The organism is Serratia sp. P2ACOL2 (genome assembly GCF_003691565.1).
Taxonomy (GTDB): Bacteria; Pseudomonadota; Gammaproteobacteria; order Enterobacterales; family Enterobacteriaceae; genus Serratia; species Serratia liquefaciens.
Genome location: NZ_CP033162.1, coordinates 1,726,398 through 1,744,445 on the forward strand (window position 1 = coordinate 1,726,398; position 18,048 = coordinate 1,744,445).

General features: G+C 51.1%; 25 protein-coding genes, 1 tRNA gene and 1 pseudogene. 22 read left to right on the plus strand and 5 right to left on the minus strand.

Translation table 11 applies throughout. From position 1 onward, the window contains the following. Window positions 1–41: 41 nt before the first annotated feature. Together hspQ and rlmI are read right to left on the minus strand one after the other, a co-directional pair. A complete protein-coding gene (gene hspQ / locus EBA31_RS08265) occupies window positions 42–359 on the minus strand; it encodes a heat shock protein HspQ (RefSeq protein ID WP_020826181.1) in 318 nt (105 codons plus the stop codon). Window positions 360–420: 61 nt separating this feature from the next. Then, window positions 421–1,611: a 23S rRNA (cytosine(1962)-C(5))-methyltransferase RlmI gene (rlmI, locus tag EBA31_RS08270; RefSeq protein WP_044549619.1), complete on the minus strand. Its 1,191-nt coding sequence runs from the start codon at window positions 1,609–1,611 to the stop codon at window positions 421–423. Window positions 1,612–1,703: 92 nt separating this feature from the next. Between rlmI and yccX the strand changes: the two genes are divergently transcribed. Then, on the plus strand, window positions 1,704–1,982 hold the full coding sequence (gene yccX, locus EBA31_RS08275; protein WP_122078285.1) for an acylphosphatase: 279 nt from the start codon (window positions 1,704–1,706) through the stop codon (window positions 1,980–1,982). A gap of 4 nt (window positions 1,983–1,986) precedes the next feature. Here the strand turns inward: yccX and tusE are convergent, their stop codons facing one another. After that, window positions 1,987–2,316, minus strand: a complete 330-nt coding sequence (gene tusE / locus EBA31_RS08280) for a sulfurtransferase TusE (RefSeq protein WP_020826184.1) — start codon at window positions 2,314–2,316, stop codon at window positions 1,987–1,989. A 111-nt stretch (window positions 2,317–2,427) separates the two neighbouring features. Further along, complete coding sequence (gene yccA, locus EBA31_RS08285) at window positions 2,428–3,087, minus strand: FtsH protease modulator YccA (RefSeq protein WP_004942825.1); 660 nt, start codon at window positions 3,085–3,087, stop codon at window positions 2,428–2,430. 229 nt (window positions 3,088–3,316) lie between these two features. Here yccA and EBA31_RS08290 point away from each other — a divergent pair. The 6 genes and pseudogenes from EBA31_RS08290 to EBA31_RS08315 all read left to right on the plus strand — a co-directional run bounded on the left by EBA31_RS08290 (window position 3,317) and on the right by EBA31_RS08315 (window position 8,315). Next, window positions 3,317–3,404: transfer RNA gene (locus tag EBA31_RS08290), tRNA-Ser, on the plus strand. Window positions 3,405–3,587: 183 nt separating this feature from the next. Then, window positions 3,588–4,769, plus strand: a complete 1,182-nt coding sequence (locus tag EBA31_RS08295; RefSeq protein ID WP_122078288.1) for an integrase arm-type DNA-binding domain-containing protein — start codon at window positions 3,588–3,590, stop codon at window positions 4,767–4,769. A 383-nt stretch (window positions 4,770–5,152) separates the two neighbouring features. Then, a pseudogene (locus EBA31_RS08300) lies at window positions 5,153–6,286 on the plus strand (IS3 family transposase); the annotation flags it as partial. A gap of 52 nt (window positions 6,287–6,338) precedes the next feature. Continuing rightward, a complete protein-coding gene (locus EBA31_RS08305; RefSeq protein ID WP_122078291.1) occupies window positions 6,339–7,271 on the plus strand; it encodes a hypothetical protein in 933 nt (310 codons plus the stop codon). A 102-nt stretch (window positions 7,272–7,373) separates the two neighbouring features. Beyond that, window positions 7,374–7,571 carry an AlpA family transcriptional regulator gene (locus EBA31_RS08310; protein ID WP_122078294.1) on the plus strand — a complete coding sequence of 66 codons (198 nt, stop codon included), beginning with the start codon at window positions 7,374–7,376 and terminating at the stop codon, window positions 7,569–7,571. 96 nt (window positions 7,572–7,667) lie between these two features. Further along, window positions 7,668–8,315 carry a BRO family protein gene (locus tag EBA31_RS08315; RefSeq protein ID WP_122078297.1) on the plus strand — a complete coding sequence of 216 codons (648 nt, stop codon included), beginning with the start codon at window positions 7,668–7,670 and terminating at the stop codon, window positions 8,313–8,315. Window positions 8,316–8,472: 157 nt separating this feature from the next. Here EBA31_RS08315 and EBA31_RS08320 read toward each other — a convergent pair whose 3' ends face one another. Next, a complete protein-coding gene (locus EBA31_RS08320) occupies window positions 8,473–8,658 on the minus strand; it encodes a YlcI/YnfO family protein (protein ID WP_122078300.1) in 186 nt (61 codons plus the stop codon). 190 nt (window positions 8,659–8,848) lie between these two features. Between EBA31_RS08320 and EBA31_RS08325 the strand changes: the two genes are divergently transcribed. From EBA31_RS08325 to EBA31_RS08385, 15 genes are all read left to right on the plus strand, one after another. Then, window positions 8,849–9,127: a host cell division inhibitor Icd-like protein gene (locus EBA31_RS08325; RefSeq protein ID WP_122080599.1), complete on the plus strand. Its 279-nt coding sequence runs from the start codon at window positions 8,849–8,851 to the stop codon at window positions 9,125–9,127. Then, the gene (locus tag EBA31_RS08330; RefSeq protein WP_122078302.1) at window positions 9,115–9,846 is read left to right on the plus strand and encodes an HNH endonuclease; all 732 of its coding nucleotides are present in this window, start codon (window positions 9,115–9,117) and stop codon (window positions 9,844–9,846) included. The genes EBA31_RS08325 and EBA31_RS08330 overlap by 13 nt, the downstream gene beginning before the upstream one ends. Next, window positions 9,836–10,039, plus strand: coding sequence for a hypothetical protein (locus tag EBA31_RS08335; protein WP_122078305.1), 204 nt, complete (start codon window positions 9,836–9,838; stop codon window positions 10,037–10,039). Before EBA31_RS08330 ends, EBA31_RS08335 begins: the two co-directional genes overlap by 11 nt. Beyond that, a complete protein-coding gene (locus EBA31_RS08340; RefSeq protein ID WP_122078308.1) occupies window positions 10,029–10,238 on the plus strand; it encodes a hypothetical protein in 210 nt (69 codons plus the stop codon). The genes EBA31_RS08335 and EBA31_RS08340 overlap by 11 nt, the downstream gene beginning before the upstream one ends. Next, complete coding sequence (locus EBA31_RS26755; protein ID WP_162302873.1) at window positions 10,222–10,365, plus strand: hypothetical protein; 144 nt, start codon at window positions 10,222–10,224, stop codon at window positions 10,363–10,365. Before EBA31_RS08340 ends, EBA31_RS26755 begins: the two co-directional genes overlap by 17 nt. After that, window positions 10,358–10,528, plus strand: a complete 171-nt coding sequence (locus EBA31_RS26905) for a hypothetical protein (protein ID WP_202914195.1) — start codon at window positions 10,358–10,360, stop codon at window positions 10,526–10,528. The genes EBA31_RS26755 and EBA31_RS26905 overlap by 8 nt, the downstream gene beginning before the upstream one ends. After that, the gene (locus EBA31_RS08345; protein ID WP_122078310.1) at window positions 10,521–10,754 is read left to right on the plus strand and encodes a hypothetical protein; all 234 of its coding nucleotides are present in this window, start codon (window positions 10,521–10,523) and stop codon (window positions 10,752–10,754) included. Before EBA31_RS26905 ends, EBA31_RS08345 begins: the two co-directional genes overlap by 8 nt. Further along, window positions 10,747–11,535 carry an ORF6N domain-containing protein gene (locus EBA31_RS08350; RefSeq protein ID WP_122078312.1) on the plus strand — a complete coding sequence of 263 codons (789 nt, stop codon included), beginning with the start codon at window positions 10,747–10,749 and terminating at the stop codon, window positions 11,533–11,535. Before EBA31_RS08345 ends, EBA31_RS08350 begins: the two co-directional genes overlap by 8 nt. Further along, window positions 11,532–11,837 carry a hypothetical protein gene (locus tag EBA31_RS08355; RefSeq protein ID WP_122078314.1) on the plus strand — a complete coding sequence of 102 codons (306 nt, stop codon included), beginning with the start codon at window positions 11,532–11,534 and terminating at the stop codon, window positions 11,835–11,837. The genes EBA31_RS08350 and EBA31_RS08355 overlap by 4 nt, the downstream gene beginning before the upstream one ends. An 88-nt stretch (window positions 11,838–11,925) precedes the next feature. Then, a complete protein-coding gene (locus EBA31_RS08360; protein ID WP_122078316.1) occupies window positions 11,926–12,294 on the plus strand; it encodes a hypothetical protein in 369 nt (122 codons plus the stop codon). After that, window positions 12,294–12,893, plus strand: a complete 600-nt coding sequence (locus tag EBA31_RS08365; protein ID WP_122078318.1) for a hypothetical protein — start codon at window positions 12,294–12,296, stop codon at window positions 12,891–12,893. Before EBA31_RS08360 ends, EBA31_RS08365 begins: the two co-directional genes overlap by 1 nt. Next, a complete protein-coding gene (locus EBA31_RS08370) occupies window positions 12,893–14,974 on the plus strand; it encodes a DUF927 domain-containing protein (protein ID WP_122078321.1) in 2,082 nt (693 codons plus the stop codon). Before EBA31_RS08365 ends, EBA31_RS08370 begins: the two co-directional genes overlap by 1 nt. Then, complete coding sequence (locus EBA31_RS08375) at window positions 14,974–15,318, plus strand: single-stranded DNA-binding protein (RefSeq protein ID WP_122078323.1); 345 nt, start codon at window positions 14,974–14,976, stop codon at window positions 15,316–15,318. The genes EBA31_RS08370 and EBA31_RS08375 overlap by 1 nt, the downstream gene beginning before the upstream one ends. Before the next feature lie 54 nt (window positions 15,319–15,372). Then, entirely contained in the window at window positions 15,373–16,293 is a 921-nt protein-coding gene (locus tag EBA31_RS08380) for a hypothetical protein (protein ID WP_122078325.1), read from the plus strand. A 101-nt stretch (window positions 16,294–16,394) separates the two neighbouring features. Then, a complete protein-coding gene (locus EBA31_RS08385) occupies window positions 16,395–17,177 on the plus strand; it encodes an antitermination protein (RefSeq protein WP_122078327.1) in 783 nt (260 codons plus the stop codon). Window positions 17,178–18,048: the final 871 nt, after the last annotated feature.

Sequence of the window (18,048 nt, forward strand, 5' to 3'; positions counted from 1 at the left end):
AAATGCCAGGCCCTTATTGGGTGTTTCTCAGGCCTGGCTAATCAGTTGCGCAGGCGCGGGGCTTGGAGCTGGTGACGGATAGATTCCGCCAACTCGTCCAGTGAAGGTTGTTCAGGATGGGCATCCTGGGCTTCGCCATCCAGCTGTGCTTCCGCCAGATAGGTATGCACCGGTTGGCCTTCTTCGTCCTCCATCACCACGTGGTACCAAGGGGCGAAACGTAGATCGGTATTCGCCGCTATTTCATCAGCTTTAGGCTGTTCCATAGAGTATTCAGGGTCGATATCAATTACCACCCCCAAGTACCCCAGCAGCTTATGCCGAACCTGTTGTCCGATACCGAATTTGCTGGCAATCATGATGACCTCCTGAGAAACAGTGCCTTGCTCTCTATATGAGGGCAAAACAGCGTATTTCAAGTTACATCACCCGACACGCAAACCCTTTCAAATACAGCCCTTCAGGGTAAGTCGCAATTACCGGGTGATCGGCAGCCTGACGATACTGCTCTATAAATTGTACATCACGCCCGGCATCTACAGCGGCATCGGCCAAAATTTTCTGGAACAAATCGGTAGGCATCAGACCGGAGCAGGAGAAGCTCAGCAAAATACCGCCTGGATTCAACAACTGAAGCGCTAACATGTTGATATCTTTATAGCCGCGGCAGGCACTGGCCAGCTGGTTTTTATTCTCGACGAACTTCGGCGGATCCATAATGATCAGATCGAATTTTTCACCCTGCGTGCGGTAGTTGCGCAGCAGTTGGAACACGTCATCGCGCACAAACTCGGCCTTGCTCAGATCCAACCGGTTCAGTTCAACGTTCTGTTTGGCGATATCCAACGCCGCTTGCGATGTATCTACGCTGATCACCTGTGAGCAACCGCCCATCAATGCAGATACCGCGAATGCGCCGGTATAAGAGAAGCAGTTAAGCACGCGGCGGCCGGCGGAATAGTTACGGGCAGCCAGGCGGCTGTCGCGCTGGTCGAGGTAAAAACCGGTCTTATGGCCCTGCTGAATGTCCACCAACAGCTTCATGCCATGCTCGGTGATTGGCAACAGAGCAGGGGGCAGGTCACCTAATACCGGTCCTTGCGCCAACGGCAGGCCTTCTTTCTTACGCACCGCGACGTCTGAGCGATCGTAAATGGCGCATTCCGGGTAGCAATGCTGCAAAGCGGTAATCAGCGCAGCACGCTGATACTCGGCGCCGGCAGACAGCAATTGCAACACCAGGAAATTCTGGAAGCGATCGATGGTGATGCCCGGCATGCCGTCGGATTCACCGGCGATCAGACGGTATCCGTCCAACCCGTCGCGCTTCGCAACCCAATCACGCCAGCTTTGTGCCTGCTGTAAACGGCGGATGAAGAATTCGATGTTAACGTCTTCATCCTGCTGGAAAGTCCAGACACGGGCACGGATTTGCGATTCAGGCGAGTAGGCGCCGCGCGCCAGCCATTTTCCCTGCGCGTCGTGAATATCGATGGTTTCGCCGGACAGGGCTTTACCTTCAATACGTTGAACGGCACCGGAGAAGACCCATGGGTGGCGACGGAGTAAGGACTTTTCACGTCCTTTGGCGAGAAACAGGCGTACGGTCATAATTAAGAATGCTGCCAGCTAGGTAAAAAGAGTGACATTGCCGTGCGAACGCACAGAAAATGCCATAAACGAAATTCGATAAGGGGCCGATTATGACACAAGTTTGTATTGCTGCGTATGTCTATGGCGTGGTGCAAGGGGTAGGGTTTCGCTACAACACCCAGCATCAGGCGACGGCGTTGGGATTAAGCGGATATGCGCGCAATCTTGATGACGGCAGCGTCGAGGTGGTGGCCTGCGGCGAGCAACCGCAGGTGGATAAACTGGTGGAATGGCTGAAAAGCGGCGGTCCGCGTAGCGCACGTGTCGATCGCGTGCTGGTGGAACCGCGCGGTACGGCAGATTATCAAGGCTTCAGCATTAGCTATTAGCGTCTCAGATGCATTTTACCGGCTTCGGCAAACCGGCGATTTTTGTTGCCTGTTTGGCCGGGCCTTTGGGGAACAGGCGATAGAGGTAGCGGCTGTTGCCTTTCTCCTCTCCGTACTTCTGCGCCATAGCTTTGACCAGCATGCGGATCGCCGGTGAGGTATTAAATTCCAGGTAAAAGCCGCGTACGAAACGCACCACTTCCCAATGCGCCTCGGTTAGCGTGATTTCTTCCTGCTCGGCCAGCAGCGGCGCCAGGGCCTCGTGCCAGTCGGCGCTGTTTTTCAGGTAACCCTGTGCGTCAGTTTCAATAACCTGACCTTGATACTCCAACATACTGCCTCGGTAACGGGTAATTCAGAACGGCCGCCAGTTTAGCAAACTTTTACCGCCGCAAAAAATAAAGCCCCGCCGGAGCGGGGCTTTGGGTATGACTCAGACGCCGAATCAGTTGCTGCGCGCGAAGCCCAGAATGCTCAACAGGCTGATGAACATGTTGTACAACGATACGTACAGGCTGACGGTGGCGCGAATGTAGTTAGTCTCGCCGCCGTGAATAATGTTGCTGGTTTCCCACAGGATGGCGCCGGCGGAGAACAGGATAAACAGTGCGCTAATCGCCAGGTGCAGGGCAGGGATCTGCAGGAACAGATTGGCGATCACCGCCACCAGCAGTACTACAAAACCGGCCATCATCATTCCGGACAGGAACGACATATCCTTGCGGGTGGTCAGTACGTAGGCTGAACAGCAGAAGAACACCACTGCGGTGCCTCCCAGCGCCAGCATGATCAGGTCGCCGGCTCCGGTATTAATAAATGAACTGAGGATGGGGCCCAGGGCATAACCCATAAAACCGGTCAGGGCGAATGCCGCCAGGATGCCCGCAGGGCTGTTAGCCAGCTTGTGGGTCAGGAACATCAGCCCGTAGAAGCCGACCAGCATCAGCAGCAGGCCCGGTGCCGGCAGCCCCAGCATGGTGCTGGCGGTTGCGGTGAGTGCCGAGAAAGCCAGCGTCAGTGAAAGCAGAAAATAGGTGTTACGCAGAACCTTATGCGTACTCAGCAAAGAGTCGCGCGAGGAGGATGAGACGACAATACGGTCCATAATGATCTCTCTTAGTCAGGTCATCACAAAATTAGTGACGATGATAGGCAGCGCAAGCGTTTGATTAAAGTTTGTTTACCAATCTTTACCCTTAGTTATCATTGCTGCAACCTTGAGCCGGAGTTGGCGGTTTCTTCAACGCTCAAGCGTGAGGTGCTGGTTTTTCGTTCGGTTGAACGGCCTTGGGCTTTACAAGCGGATCAGCTCTGTTTATAGTTCGCCTCGTTGCGGAGGGGTGGCCGAGTGGCTGAAGGCAACGGTCTTGAAAACCGTCGACGGGAAACCGTTCCAGAGTTCGAATCTCTGCTCCTCCGCCATTCCAACCTCTATTAACCTCTCTTAAAGTCTACTAAATCCAGTTACCATCCAGCTTTCAATCGATCTTCGATATTTCAACGTCTACCCAAATCAACTCAAATCTACATACATGTGTGCATAGTTTTGTGTATAGTTTTTCGCGTTCATAGTAGCTATACACATCGGCAAGGAAAACTATACACATGGCACCTCTTTCTGATCTCCAAATTCGGCGTGCAAAGCCTGATATCAAGCAATACAGCATAACTGATGGTTTCGGGTTGTCTCTCATAGTTGAACCCAACGGTTCCAAAGCATGGCGTTTTCGATATCGATTTGCTGGCAAGGCAAAGATGCTTTCTCTGGGGACTTACCCATTGGTGACTCTGGCCGAGGCTAGAGAGCGACGCGACGAAATGCGTAAGTTGGTTGCCAATGGTCAAAATCCGAGTGACGTACGCAAAGATAATAAACGCTCGTTGCTTTTGGAGCAGGCTAATACGTTTGAGGTTATTGCCCGAGAATGGTACGGACGTAATGTCGAACGCTGGTCTGAGGGATACAGCAAGGACATGATGAACGCATTTGAAAAAGACGTTTTCCCCTATATTGGCCACCGTCCAATTAAAGATATTAAACCCCTCGAATTATTAGACGTGCTATCTAAAATGGAACGTCGAGGCGCAACCGAAAAAGTACGCAAAGTTAGACAGCGCTGTGCTGAAGTTTGGAGATACGCCATTGTTACAGGTAGAGCTGAATATAACCCAGCCCCCGACCTATCCAGCGCACTTCAACCCCATAAGCGCGATAATTACGCTCACCTGAAATCAGATGAATTGCCAGACTTTCTCTACGGAGTAAATGGATATCGTGGCAGCGAAGTGGTCAAGCTTGCCTTAAGGCTGCTGATTATTACCGGCTTGCGCCCTGGTGAGCTTCGCGGTGGATTGTGGCGTGAAATTGATATGGATAATGCAATTTGGGAAATCCCGCCGGAGAGAATGAAAATGCGGCGTAGCCATATGGTGCCTCTATCAAAGCAAGCTCTTGAGATACTGCATCGCGTCCACCCAATAAGTGGGCGGGGCGAACTGGCATTCCCTGGGCGAGGCCGTGGCGATAAGCCAATCAGCGAAATGACAATGAACCTTCTGATAAGACGCATTGGATACAGCGGCAGAGCGACCGGTCACGGCTTCAGACATACGATGAGTACCGTATTGCACGAACAGGGCTTCAATAGCTCCTGGATCGAGCTACAACTCGCTCACGTCGATAAGAACAGCATCAGGGGTACCTACAACCATGCGCAGTACCTTGAGGGACGTAGAGAAATGCTGCAGTGGTATGCCGACTATATCGACTCGCAGGAGCGCTCGTAAGCTGCCGCCAGAGGGGGGGATCGTCTCAAGGTGTTCTCTCATGTGTGAGAAAAGTAGGTAGGTTCAGTCGGTTCGGTAGGTTCAATTAATTATTTATATGTTTTATAATGGCTTTTGTTGAATTGTTGAACCGAGTTTGAACCGACTTTAGGCTGTTTGAACCTACCTTCATATGTTGAAACAATCAATCGATGTGTGAAAGGGCTAGATGAATAGACAGCGCATCATGTGCGACAGTAAAATCGCTATCACCTAGGTCCGTTACTGAATGTCGCTGCCCCATCAGTTGGTGCAAAAGCATATGAGGGATGTAGTGGCATAGTGAATTTGGCCACCTGAATCGAGGTGATATCATCGCCTAATAGTCAAAAACAGGTGACATTATGATCGGACGTCACAGACACAATTTTAGCCCCGAGTTTCGCCTTGGAACTACCCAGCTTGTACTCGAACAGCATTACACCGTTACCGCTGCTGCCATGGCAATGAATGTTGGCAAATCCACAATGGAAAAATACGTCCTCTAGTTGAAACAAGAACGAGCGGGAAAATCACCCATAGTTTCACCCATGATACCTGAGCAGATTGAAAAACGTGAGCTGAAGAAAAGAATGCAACGCATTGAATTTAACGATATGTATTTAAAAGACTACCGCAATCTTGATGTCAGACTCCCTGGACAGTTCTCATTAGTTGATAAACTTAAGGCGCTGTTTCCTGTTGCCGTTATGTGCAACGTGTTTGGGGTTCATCGCAGCAGCTATAAATACTGGCGGCACCAAAGAGGCCTGATGCCACACACGTGGCATTACTCAGTCTTGTTCGTGAAAGTAATGGCTCTGCAGATGCAAGAAATATTGCCGCAATGGTCACCACCAAAGGCGTAAAAATGAGCCGCTGGCGAGCAACAAAGTTAATGGAAAAACTTAGTATCATCAATTGTCAGCAGCCTGGCCATCTATATAAAAAGGCGTCTAAGGAACACTTGGAGATCCCCAATTATCTGGAACGCCATTTTGCAGTAGCAGTAACAGAGCCTAATCATGTCTGGTTCAGTGACGGGAATTATATCTGGACGGGTAAACGTTGGGCTTATTTAGCCGTTGCACTTGATCTTCCCCGTAAACCAACTTGGCTGGACGATGTTATTTTCGCCGGATTCTGCACTGACAGCGAAATCGCTGTCCCTGGCCTGGGAAGTGCGAGGAAAATCCGCTAATTTGCTGTGTCTTTCGGATCAAGATAGTCACTATCCCGGCAGGGATTGATTTCGGACCGTTACTATGGAGATATCAGTTAAAGCCAAGCCTGAGTTGCTGGAATAACAACCCGATGTAACGTTTTTTAGAAGTCTGAAAACGGAGTGGGTGCCGGATAATAGATACGCTAATTATAGCGAAACCAGTATAGCGATAACGAATTACATAACGGGATATTACAGCCAGTTCAGATCTCATCAATATAATTGTGGTTTGACGCCGAATGAATCAGAACGATTGTTCTGGAAAAATCTAAAACCGTGGCTAATTTATGGTGCCCACTACAGGAAAAGAGATACAGGAGGTATCTTTGTCAAAGTTGAATTGCCTGAGAAAATGGCTAAGTCTCGAGGAAGCAGCTAAATATCTCGAAAATAAGATTGAGGAACAAGTCGCGGTCACGGATGTGTTGCGGTTTGCATTGGATGGGCACCTCACTTTATCGGTAAACTTGCAGTCACCGAAAATAGCTAAGAAAGTTGAGATTCAAAGGGTAAAAATGCACATAGCAGCGAAGTATAAAGAAGTTTATGTTCACGATAATTGGGGGGTGTATGTTGGTGAATCTTTTTCACCAGAGAGACTTATTGATTTTGCTGTTCCTCTAGCCTTCGATTTGACCAGTTTAAGTGGTGTTCAGGATACTCCTTTGTTAGGTATCGAGCGACTATTTGCCGAAGAACAATATTGTGATCACCTGCGTCTTCCAAAACCATCAAAAAAGCAAGATCTCATTCGAGGGGTAACAATAAGCGCTGGGCCCACAGGACTTTTCCAACTACAGGAGTTCATTAATGTGGATCGTGAGTTGGAAAGTTTATATACAGCAGCTTCAGTTGCTGGAGACATTAACCATCCGGCTTTCAAAAACATAATAGGTCTATTCGAAAGCATTAAGTCAATCAGCATGTGGGACCCAGATGCACATCAACGGTACATTCCAGCACCAACCTTCCCAGAAGATGTATATTTTGTGGCCAGGACACCTAATTTAGACAAACTTGTAGAAACTCTAAATACACCCTCTATAACAAACAAGCCTAAACAGTCGAAGAAAACAGTAAATGCCCAAGCGAAATTCATTAAGAACCTCTTGATTCTCATGTATGACGAAGATGTAGCAAAAAATCCAAGAAAATACATTGATGGTAAAATGGCCCAGATTAGAACGGACTTGGAGTCAAAAGGACTTCATTGTCCGAGTGGTGTTACTGTCGAGAACTGGTTGTCGGATATCGACTAGAAGTGAAATATTTCAATTATTATTTGCAATATTGCCCATAGAATTTTAAGAATCACGCAAGATAGCTCCCGTAGACCGCGATACACTACAGGAGCTATACCAATGTCACAGAGTCTAATTCGCCTTCCTGATGTTCAGCGCCGAACTGGTTACAGTAAGGCCTGGATCTACCGCCTCATGTCCCAGGGGCAATTCCCTGCATCTGTAAAAATTGGCACTCGCGCCATTGCCTTCGTTGAAAGCGAGATTGATGACTGGGTCAATCAACGTATTGCCGAGTCTCGCAAGGAGGTCGCCTGAGAAAGAATACCGGGTGTTCATTTGTTGCGTGCTGTTGCGGTGAATTGTCTCCATTATTCACCCTCAGTAAACAAGAGCTTTAACGAGGAATAACCAATGAAATTGAAAAGTACGGCCATTCTTGGTCGGGGCCAAACTCACCCTAAATTCAGCGTCAGCGCCAATATCGCGGAGCTTAAATTCCACAACCAGGTGGTAATTCCCTTCGACAATGGTGACGGGAAAATATGGTTCACGGCTGAGCAACTGGCCAAGCTGCTCGGGTATGCGGATGTAAAGCAGGTGAACAAGATTTTCCAGCGTCACAAGGAAGAGTTTACTGAAAGCATGACGATGGTGACCAAAGTGACGGTCAGCAATAAAAACAATCAGTTAGAATACGTTCAAATCCGGCTGTTCTCTCTTCGCGGCGCTCACCTGATCGGCATGCTTTCGCGTACCAAGATCGCTAGGGAGCTGCGTATTTGGTTGCTGGACCTTGCCGAGCAAGAAACCCAGCCACAGGCATTGGATCTGGCAAACCTCAGCTTCGCCTCATTGAAGGATTTTTCGGTAAAACAGATCACCGATTTTCTCGTTAAGGCCGAGGAATATTCGAAGCGGGAAAACGGCACCAAGGGCAGCATGAAAATGCACCGCCGTAAAAAAGAGAAGAAAGCGATCGAGAATGCAGATCGGGCCGCAAAGCAATTCATCTTTTTCACTCTGGGGCTTGAGTTCGCTGATGGGGAGGTGTGCAAATGATGCCCGGCACTTGGAAAGAAAAAGGCAGCACCGCAAATGCTGCCCTTTGGGACGACTGCTTTCTCAATCAGAAGCACTGTCAGTATATTGCAGAACGGCGGGAGCGGCACTACGAAAATTTCGTAGGTCATATCTCAACCTGCACAAAAAGTGTAGGTCAGCCCTCTGGCGATTCCTTGGGTTTCTTGCGCTGCCGGCGTTTAATCTCGCCCTGCATGGCGGTAACGATGAACTGGGCAGTGCTTTCGCCTTCATCTTTGACTAACTCAACTGCTTCCGCTACTTCGTGCGGAACGCGAGCGCTCATCTTCTGTGATTTATTGTTGATGTTATTTGGCGACATTACTGGTCTCCGTGTTTTTTTGTGGGTGCCAGTATACACGAAAAATAATTTCGAAAAAGGATTGATGTGGGTGCCACTTGATGTATATAGTGGGTGCCAGTTGGATGTTGCAGCATTCAATAATAGCGAAGCTCCAGTGGATTGCAGTCCGCCTGGAGCCTCTAACCACAACGTAACTGAGACTTACATTATGGCATGTTCACATGATACCCAAACTCGGCCGAAATTCACATTCTTGTTTCTGGCTACCCCTAACGAATTCCCCGACTCCACACCGACTGTGCTGCGAGCTGAGGCAGATACCGAGGTTGACGCTCGCGCCAAATTCCCTCGCTGGACGCTGACCTTTGCCGCTCAAATCCGCACGGCAGCACCTTGTCGCCTGCAAATCTTCTCCACTGACGACGGCTTTATGTGGGTTTACGAACAGCGCCAGTCTGCATCGGAGGTGGTTAAATGTCTGAATTAACGCAGAAATATTTAAAAAAGATCCTGCATTACGATCAGGAATCTGGTGTTTTTACATGGAAGGTTAATCGAGGCGCTGCAAGGGTTGGCTATATCGCTGGCGGCCTGAAACAAGGAGGCTATATCGAGATCAAGATAAAGGGGAAAATGTATAAGTCTCATCGGCTTGCTTGGTTTTATGTTCATGGCAGTTGGCCTTCTGATCAAATCGATCATATCAACGGTGTTCGAGACGACAATCGTATTTGCAACCTTCGCTCGGCGACTAACGTGGAAAATTGCCGTAACCAACGGATGTACAGGAATAACAAATCTGGTGTGAAGGGTGTTAGTTGGCATAAACCTTCAAGAAAATGGCTTGCGATGTGTACGAACAACGGTAAGCGACATCACTTAGGGGTATTCACTAATATTTCTGATGCTGAACAGGCAATTAAGGATTTCCGCGAATGCCACCATGGCGAGTTCGCTAACCATGAGAACGGTAAGCGCTATGCATTGCATAACATTCCCCCTGAAATTCTGACCCTGCTCGGTATTTACCCTGGCACTACTGGTCGAGTGATGTTGTTCGTCGAGAACGGCGTTATCACTTCGAACCTGCCGATCCCCGATCATCATTTTTGCTGCTCGGTCGAATCCTTCGTTGAACTGGCGCAGCGTGCTGGCTGGTATGTATCACCGGAACGCCCGGAGCTGGAGGTTGCCAATGTCGCATGAAACTTCATTGCCAGAGATGAGCCGACAGGCAGACCAATTAAACGCGTTGTTGTTAGCGATGAATATCGGTGCTGACGAAATCGATATTACGGACATGAATACACTCGTCACGCTGGCGATTGATCTGGCTGGTGGGCCTGCATGTTGGCTAATGGAGGAGCAACGTCGCCGGGAGGTTAAAAATGCCACATGAAATCGCGCTGGGGCAAGCAAGGGATAAAGCTATTCAATTGCATGCTTTGTTGTCGTCGCTGGCGGTGGCAGCAGATGTGATTGATGCCGACGAAGTAAAAACGCTGGCTGAAATGGCACTCAACCTTGCCGCTGAGCCGGTCTGCTGGTTAATGGAAGAAAACCGCCTGAGGGAGGTAGAACATGCGCAAACCTCGTAACTACAAAATGCTGTCGGAAGTTATGGCTGATCTGCTACTGGTGGCCGGTGTTCTGTTTATCACACTCGGTAGCCTGGCTGGTTTCGTTTATCTGCTGGGGCTGATGGCGGGAGGTCACCATGCGTAGCGTAAAGGTATTAGATGCCATCAATGCCCTTGCCAAAATCCAGGTGTTGGCCGCTGCTGCTGGCTATCTGACGTCGAGCGAGCGTGAGGAGCAGATCTGTTTTGAACTCGTCGATTTGATTGAGGAAATCGCCCGCCGTGGCGCGGAGGCTGAAAATGAGTAAAACCTACACCTATCAGGTGAGTGAGGATGTGCTGTTGCACCTGCAGCGCTCGCTGGATCTGCTGAACTGCGCGCAGCTCATTATCAATGCGCAGGACAAACATATGCAGAAATACGTCATGTCGCTGGTGGATGTTGCCGAGGATTTCACTCAACGGGCAGCTAACGCGCTGGATCTCGGCGAACAGTCCACGGTGGAAAATGAGCAGGGGGTGTGCAATGGCTAAGAAAACCGAACTGATGGCCGTCGAGGCCAAAGACCTGCAGGTCATCGAGTATCGCGGGCAGCGTGTGGCGACTACCGAGCAGTTGGCGGCTGGGTATGGTGCGACTGAGCAGATGATCACGAATAATTTCAATCGCAACAAAACGCGCTTTGTTGAGGGGAAGCATTACTTCAAGTTGAGGGGGGAAGAAGTAGAAATTTTGCGCAACTCTTTCAGCGGTGTGCAAATTTCCTCGAAAGCACGATCTCTCACGCTATGGACTGAGCGCGGAGCTGCCAACCACGCGAAGATATTAGAAACCGATCAGGCGTGGGAATACTACAACGACCTGACTGAGTTCTACTTTACCCACCGCGATGCCAAGGCATTACCTGCGCCAGTGGAACTGTCCAAGCTGGAAATCATCCAGATAGCTCTCGAGTCCGAAAAGGGCCGCCTCGCAGCAGAAGAACGGGCCAACTATGCGGAGCGCACCAAGTCGCAGATTAGTCGCAAGCGCGAAGCCTCTGCCCTTGGCAAACTTAGTGCGGCCACCCGTAAATGCCGGGATCTGGAAGAACGTCTGGGCGAAAGCGTGAAGCATGCGACGATCACCAAGGTGGAGAAGAAGACCGAGCGCGAATTTAAGTTTGCTGCGCTGCGCAAGTGGTGTAAAGAGCGAGGCGTCACGGCGGTTGATGTGCCAGACCCACGCTACGGCAGTGTTAAGTCCTGGCCAGCAGGCGCATGGCTGGACGTGTACGGCATTGATCTGGGCAAACTCTTCGGGGGTGAACTGTGAGCTATATCGAACAGATTTTGTCACGCACCGATATCAGCAACGAAGACACCGAACAGCTCAAATTTATCCGCATGCACTCCGAAGGTGCATATGAGGGGTTACTGTCCGGGCTTGGAGCAATCGGCAATATCGCTTTCTGGGCATGTGACAACAAAGAATATACCGACAATATGGCGCGAACAGATCTGCATGCGCTCGGTGAAATGCTGATGTATATCCCTGGCATTACGGCAGCACTTAAATTTAATGCGGATGAGGCTGATTTCTCTATCAGGGAGCGAGAGCAGAAAAAGAAACGCTGACGCCAAATATTAACTAATTGCCATCAACAAATTTAATACCGACGCCGGTCGGGGGCTTCACTCGGCCGGAATTCGGTAAGGAAATAATATGACTCACTCAATTGAATTAAATCGCAAGCACATTGCGGAGGCGTTTGTGGATTATTGCAAGCGTCGCAGCGGTGGACACCCGGTATGTACGGTTACGGTCAATCGCCAGCAGGTCATCCTTGGTGAACTGAGCGCGGACGCGGTACACCGTTGCCTGATGGACTGCTTTGAAGCGGAGTGCTACAAAAAATACGGGCAGGCCAACAGCCTCAAATTATTGGCATCTACCTATTCCTGCATGTTGAATAAAGACAACAGCAAATTAACGCCGGAAGGTATTGCGTTTATGGCGTCACTGATGAGCAATGCGGTGGAAATGGCGCTGAAAAATCCGAAGGGCAACACCCTTGGTTTGGAGATGTATTAATGGCAACGAAAATTCCCCCTGAAATTATTCGCTCTGGCGAGTTCATTCTGACACCTGGCCTGTCTGAAGGTGGGTTGGGTGATATCACTGTTCACGAGCAGGACGGAAAGGTTTTTGTTGCAACCGTATTGGTGAAAGATATTCCGCAGTGGGTCAATGATCGCGAGCACAGTTGTGGGCTGCTGGAATCTGAGTTAATGGTGTTCTGGCTCCTCTACACCGGTAACCCATCAGACGCAGATTCGTTGCTGTTCTGGCGCTGGCGTTTTGTGGATTGCTGGCGGAATTACCAAACCGAATTAACCGGCGCACCGTCCTTCACGCATGAAGTTAATGGCAATCTGAATATTTTGCCGATGTATCCCCGCGCCATGCGTTTCGCCGTAGCCAGTCATATGGAAGGTGCCATGATTGAACATCTGGGCGAAGAGGAAGGTACCCGGATGGCATTGAACATGTATGCACAGGTGGCACCGCCAGATTCTCCCCAGTGGCTGACTCCGTTAGGCATCGAAGCGGTAGAAAGGCTGAAACTGGTGTTTTTCGAGGCTATCGAGCTGATTGACAAAGGTCCACTTCCTGAAGAGGTGATGCACTGATGAGTAGTTCAATCAAAACACCGGATGGCGTCGCACATGCGCAGTGGCCGGATGCACTGTTCTCCAGCGTTTATCGCTGGGTGATGGGCAGGCCTGTCATGCGGAACGAAGCGGCAGCAGCGGTAAAGCGGACCAAACAGGCAACGCCGGAAGGCGATTTGGCGAGAAAGCTGAACACTATGGTTCTTGGTGATTCCGTGAGTCCAGAATGGTTGGCTGACAATGGTTTCCAGTCGCACAGGTCGCCAGAAGCTGCCAGGGAAAAACGTGAGGCGCTGGTGCTTGAATATATTGAGCGCAAAACCCTGGCGTTTGCCCTTTCTGACGGCGAGCGGATAAATCGCTTGTTCAATCAGGTCACAGACAAGACGGAGCAGGCACGAAAGCAGGCAGCACCTTCTGGACTGAAACCTTATGTTGATGCCCGGAACGGTGGGCTGTACTGGGTGGAGCCTAAAACCGATCGGGATACCGGTGAGATCAATGAAAAGGAAAGCTGGCTATCAACGTTGGCTGAGGTGGTCGGTGTTGGCGAGGATGATGCAGAGCGCTACCTGATCCTCGCCTGGACACCGGAAGGCAGTGATGAACGGCGTACGGAAGCCGTGCCCCTGCGTGATATTGGTGAACGTGACGGCTGGGCCAAACTCAAGGCTGGCGGGATGCTGGTCACCTCAAAGAGCGGTCTGAGGGCCATTCTTGCCGATCACCTGCAGCGCAGTGGTCAACGTGACATGTGGGCGATCGCCAGCGCCAGTGGGTGGCAATGTGGCGCCTACATCATGCCCGATGGTGAGGTGTTGGGGAAACCTGAAAAACCGGTGCTGTTCAATGGGCGTTCAGCCGCCGCACGGGGTTATACCGTCAAAGGAACGTCGGAGAGCTGGCGTAACAGTGTGGCCATGCTGGCGAAGGGGAACCCGTCAATGATGCTGGGTATTGCCTGTGCACTGGCGGCACCGCTGATCGGTATCGCGGGGGCTGATGGCTTTGGTGTTCACCTGTTCGGAGGTTCATCAGCGGGGAAGACGACCACCGGCAATGCGGCCAGTACGGTTTACGGTGAGCCGGACGCGTTAAAGCTGACCTGGTATTCAACGGCGCTCGGGCTGGTGAACGAAGCGGCGGCACACAACGATGGATTTATGCCACTGGATGAAATCGGCCAGGGCAGTAACCGCAAGGCGGTGGCTGATGCGGCTTATGCGCTCTTCAACGGCGTGGGCAAGATCCAGGGGGCAAAGGATGGCGGCAACAGGGATATCAAGCGCTGGCGGGCGATGGCCTTCAGTACCGGTGAGATTGATATGGAAAGCTATATCCGGGCTGATGGCGGAAAAATTAACGCCGGGCAACTGGTACGCCTGCTTAACGTGCCGATCACTAAAGCGACGCAGTATCACGGTTATGCCGACGGTAAGACGCATGCTGATGCCATGCGCGACGCCTGCAAGCAGAACTATGGTGTTGTGGGCCGTGAGTGGATCAACCAGCTTGCCATCCAGAAAAAGGAGGCGGTTGATGCGGTTCGCGCTGCTGAACGCCGGTGGTTGGGATTATTGCCCGAAGAAGCCAGCGAGCAGGTTCGCCGGGTGGCGTCACGCTTTGCTGTGTTGGAAGGTGCCCTGATCCTGTCGAAATCGCTGACCGGGTGGGGCGAGCAGGAAAGCCGCGATGCCCTGCAGCACAGTTTCAATGCCTGGGTGAATGAATTCGGTATGGGTAACCGTGAGGCCAAGGCATGGGTAGAGCAGGCGGAAGCCTTTTTGCAGCGCTTTGGTTATAGCCGGTATATGCCGCATCCCAACAGCGACCCGCGTGACTTGCCGATCCGGGATTTGGCGGGTTATCGGGAAGAACGGCCAGGACTTGAGACGTTGATATTTCATACCTATCCGGCGGTGTTTCGTGACGAGATCGCCGCTGGAGCTAACCCCGTCGCCTTTGCTCAGGCTCTGGCCGATGCAGGAATGCTGGACAAGCCCGCCAAGGGAATGACCAAAAAAACATTGAGAATCGACGGCAAGCAGCCGCGCTTCGTCGTGCTGATGATGCCGGACGACACCGAGGAGGAGGTGTAATGACCGCACATATCGCAGCACACGGCCGGCTGGTGGCTGACGTGCAAATCAAGACCACCAGCAACGGGCATTCGATGGCGCTTGGACGTATGGCAGTGTCGTTGCCGTGTCATGGTGCCGATGATGGACAGTCCACCTTCTGGCTGGCGGTTACGGCGTTTGGCAAGCAGGCGGACTTTCTGGCAAAGCACAGCAAAGGCGACCTCATCAGCGTATCCGGGACGATGAACATCAACCAATGGACCGGCGGTGATGGCCAGATGAACACCGGGTATCAGGTGCTGGCCGATTCGGTTATCAGTGCACGCACGGTGCGCAGTGGTGGCAAGCGTCAGGGCCAATAACGAGGGGGGCGGTCAGCGGGTCGCCAATTCCAAGATGAACACGGGGTGTGCAAAATGAAAGACCAGAAAGCCGAAATCCTGCGCCTCAAGCGAGAGGGCAAGGGGTATAAAACCATTTCCCGCCTCACCGGCGTGAACCTTAACACGGTAAAGACCACGTGCCGCCGATCGGGGCTGTTTCGCGATAATCCTGAACACCGGGTGCTTTTCACTATCCCTGAGCGAAAATACTCCACGGCGGTAGCTATTCCCAAACCGTTGCCGCTTCAGCGTGCTGTCACAGGCGATAAGCAAACCGATGCGTATTTGTGGGTACTGGAGGTGATTAAGACCGGCGAACCTGCGCACATTGCGGCAGTGGAAGAAGGGTTGAAAAAGCTGACCATCACACCGAAGCAAGCGCAGGCCAATTATACGCGCTATCTGCAGACTCAGGGCGCGGGCTGGACCTCGGTGTTTTCCACTATGTGGATGGACAATCCTCAGCATTATATCGACCAGGCAAAAACACAGCACGAGAAGGCCGGCTCTGTACGTGGTGTATTTGGCAATCTTGAGGCGGCATTCGAACCCGTCGCGGCTGAGTGCCGGATTGAGGAGGTGTACGGGCCGTGTCGGGAGATTTACTGCGATTACATGGCAAAAGGGCCGGGGGAGTTCGCCTTTACTGATGTGTTACCCGAGCCTTACACGTTGAGCGATGTTGTGAGGGAGGTCCAGTATTGGGATTGGTTATCATCAATGCGTGGCGGCGCACACAAAGAACTTTACCCCGATGAATATGCCCATGAAGACACGCACTTGTGGGATAGGGAACAATATCTTGACCATTTGCTGGAGACGATCAGACCGATCACCCGCGCTGAGGCGCTCGATGTGCTGAAGTGGTATCTGGATCACCCACGCTATCAGGATATGAATGCCGACAGCGACGGGGTGTATCTGAATCTGATCGGCATGCATGAAGTGGCTTAGTGCTGGTTGTGGTGTTGTTTCGTAAAATGCAATAAAGTGAGTTATGTTGCAATTTGTGCAACAATTGACGTATTGATTTCATTGCGTGAAAGGTGGCGAAAATGAGACTGGAAGCGGCGTTAAAGCACTTCAGCCCGCAGGGCTTGGCAATTACGGACTCTTCATCGGGTACCTCGGCTGACCGTATTACTGGCACTGATGTTATGGCTGCGCTGGGGCTGACAGAATCAAAGGCCCACTTCGGCATGGCGGCGTTCCTGGGTAAAACCGGCATCAGCAGTGAAGATCGGGAAAGAGCCATTGCAGAACTGACTTTGTATGCGATGAAGAAGGCACCTAAGCATGTCGGTAAAGTCGCCGGTCGCCGCATGGCCCGCTGTATGCAGATCCTTGCCGCGCTGGCTTATGAGGAATATTCGCACTCAGCCGGTGCCAGTGTGACCTGTCACGACTGTCACGGAAAAGGGCTGGTGGATATCGAGCGTGATGTTGTGATCTACCCGGGTTACATCGGTATGGACGGTGAGGAGAAAATCGCGCCGACAACCAAACGGCAGATGGTGCGTGAGATGTGCCAGACCTGCAACGGTAAGGGCAAGATCCACAAGCGCTGTCGGAACTGCAAGGGAACCGGGAAGGCGCTCGACCGTGAGGCAACCAAGGCGAGCGCGTCTCCTGTTATCAAGGACTGCGAACGGTGCGGCAGCAAAGGCTTTAGCCGCATGCCCTCATCCGTAGCCCACAGGGCGATTACAGCGCTACTGCCTGAACTGACACAATCGTCTTGGTCACGGAACTGGAAGCCCTTCTATGAGTCGCTGGTGGCGAAATGCGAAATCGAGGAAGGCGTGGCCGCAACTGAGTTCCAAAAAATAACCAAATAAAGCAATCTCGACACGGATGTCGACGTTTTTAAGCAATGAGTTGCATTTTGCATAAGTTTGGCGTAATTTATCCAAATAGTGGCGTACCTTAACCGCAACTAGCCAAATTATTTAGCCTCGCCTTTGCGGGGCTTTTTTGTATCCGCAATATACCCACGCTTCGCAGCGCAAATCATTCAGAACCTTTCAGGTTGTGTTTGAAGAACTAGCTTGTCTGCTGGAGTCTTCCAAGGCCGCATTCCTGTACGAACCAGGCTTATTACTAAAATGTCAATCCGATGGCTATTGCCCATAACCAATAAAGATTAAAGAAAGTGATGTCAACCGCCTTGGTTTTCCGAAAGAGTGATTTGTCTGCGAACTCAGGTTGTGAGACCACTGCTCATGATGGAAGCGCAATATGCTTGTTCAATTTTTGCAGGAAGTTGCTCCAGTTATCGCCTATTGATATATCAGTCCACCTACGTCAGCATGACTAGCTTCACATCGGTGCATTTTTCCCAGCCCGTACGATTACCACCTCTGCTTTAAAGAGTCCGCTAGCATGCTCAAGTATCGCGTTGTCGCATGAGTCGTCGGTGCAGTCTATTGACGTCAGCAGCCCTTCATTTTGAAGTCACTGTGTGTATGCTGGCGACACATACTGAGGGCCTTTATTCTCGTGAAGAATGGCACCACAGCTGGGGCATCTGAACCTCAATGCCTGTTCTAGTACGTTCAACGCTAACGTCGATAATAAACGATATGTACGCACATCTTTGCCTGGTGCGTACGTCTCCGGCGGGTAGCTAATCTTTGGGGCTACGGGGCTAAGAACTACCTCTTTTGAATAGTATTCGTTCTAACTTCGCAGAACTATACGAACAGCCCG

Bases quoted from the DNA above. Each gene is read 5' to 3' on its own strand.
- EBA31_RS08350 (WP_122078312.1), top strand. From the start codon at position 10,747: ATGGCTAAGAAAACCGAACTGATGGCCGTCGAGGCCAAAGACCTGCAG.
- EBA31_RS26905 (WP_202914195.1), top strand. From the start codon at position 10,358: ATGCGTAGCGTAAAGGTATTAGATGCCATCAATGCCCTTGCCAAAATC.
- EBA31_RS08330 (WP_122078302.1), top strand. From the start codon at position 9,115: ATGTCTGAATTAACGCAGAAATATTTAAAAAAGATCCTGCATTACGAT.
- EBA31_RS08370 (WP_122078321.1), top strand. From the start codon at position 12,893: ATGAGTAGTTCAATCAAAACACCGGATGGCGTCGCACATGCGCAGTGG.
- EBA31_RS08320 (WP_122078300.1), bottom strand. From the start codon at position 8,658: ATGTCGCCAAATAACATCAACAATAAATCACAGAAGATGAGCGCTCGC.
- yccA (WP_004942825.1), bottom strand. From the start codon at position 3,087: ATGGACCGTATTGTCGTCTCATCCTCCTCGCGCGACTCTTTGCTGAGT.
- EBA31_RS08295 (WP_122078288.1), top strand. From the start codon at position 3,588: ATGGCACCTCTTTCTGATCTCCAAATTCGGCGTGCAAAGCCTGATATC.
- EBA31_RS08360 (WP_122078316.1), top strand. From the start codon at position 11,926: ATGACTCACTCAATTGAATTAAATCGCAAGCACATTGCGGAGGCGTTT.
- hspQ (WP_020826181.1), bottom strand. From the start codon at position 359: ATGATTGCCAGCAAATTCGGTATCGGACAACAGGTTCGGCATAAGCTG.
- EBA31_RS08340 (WP_122078308.1), top strand. From the start codon at position 10,029: ATGCCACATGAAATCGCGCTGGGGCAAGCAAGGGATAAAGCTATTCAA.
- rlmI (WP_044549619.1), bottom strand. From the start codon at position 1,611: ATGACCGTACGCCTGTTTCTCGCCAAAGGACGTGAAAAGTCCTTACTC.
- yccX (WP_122078285.1), top strand. From the start codon at position 1,704: ATGACACAAGTTTGTATTGCTGCGTATGTCTATGGCGTGGTGCAAGGG.
- EBA31_RS08365 (WP_122078318.1), top strand. From the start codon at position 12,294: ATGGCAACGAAAATTCCCCCTGAAATTATTCGCTCTGGCGAGTTCATT.
- EBA31_RS08380 (WP_122078325.1), top strand. From the start codon at position 15,373: ATGAAAGACCAGAAAGCCGAAATCCTGCGCCTCAAGCGAGAGGGCAAG.
- tusE (WP_020826184.1), bottom strand. From the start codon at position 2,316: ATGTTGGAGTATCAAGGTCAGGTTATTGAAACTGACGCACAGGGTTAC.
- EBA31_RS08325 (WP_122080599.1), top strand. From the start codon at position 8,849: ATGGCATGTTCACATGATACCCAAACTCGGCCGAAATTCACATTCTTG.
- EBA31_RS26755 (WP_162302873.1), top strand. From the start codon at position 10,222: ATGCGCAAACCTCGTAACTACAAAATGCTGTCGGAAGTTATGGCTGAT.
- EBA31_RS08375 (WP_122078323.1), top strand. From the start codon at position 14,974: ATGACCGCACATATCGCAGCACACGGCCGGCTGGTGGCTGACGTGCAA.
- EBA31_RS08335 (WP_122078305.1), top strand. From the start codon at position 9,836: ATGTCGCATGAAACTTCATTGCCAGAGATGAGCCGACAGGCAGACCAA.
- EBA31_RS08345 (WP_122078310.1), top strand. From the start codon at position 10,521: ATGAGTAAAACCTACACCTATCAGGTGAGTGAGGATGTGCTGTTGCAC.
- EBA31_RS08385 (WP_122078327.1), top strand. From the start codon at position 16,395: ATGAGACTGGAAGCGGCGTTAAAGCACTTCAGCCCGCAGGGCTTGGCA.
- EBA31_RS08315 (WP_122078297.1), top strand. From the start codon at position 7,668: ATGAAATTGAAAAGTACGGCCATTCTTGGTCGGGGCCAAACTCACCCT.
- EBA31_RS08310 (WP_122078294.1), top strand. From the start codon at position 7,374: ATGTCACAGAGTCTAATTCGCCTTCCTGATGTTCAGCGCCGAACTGGT.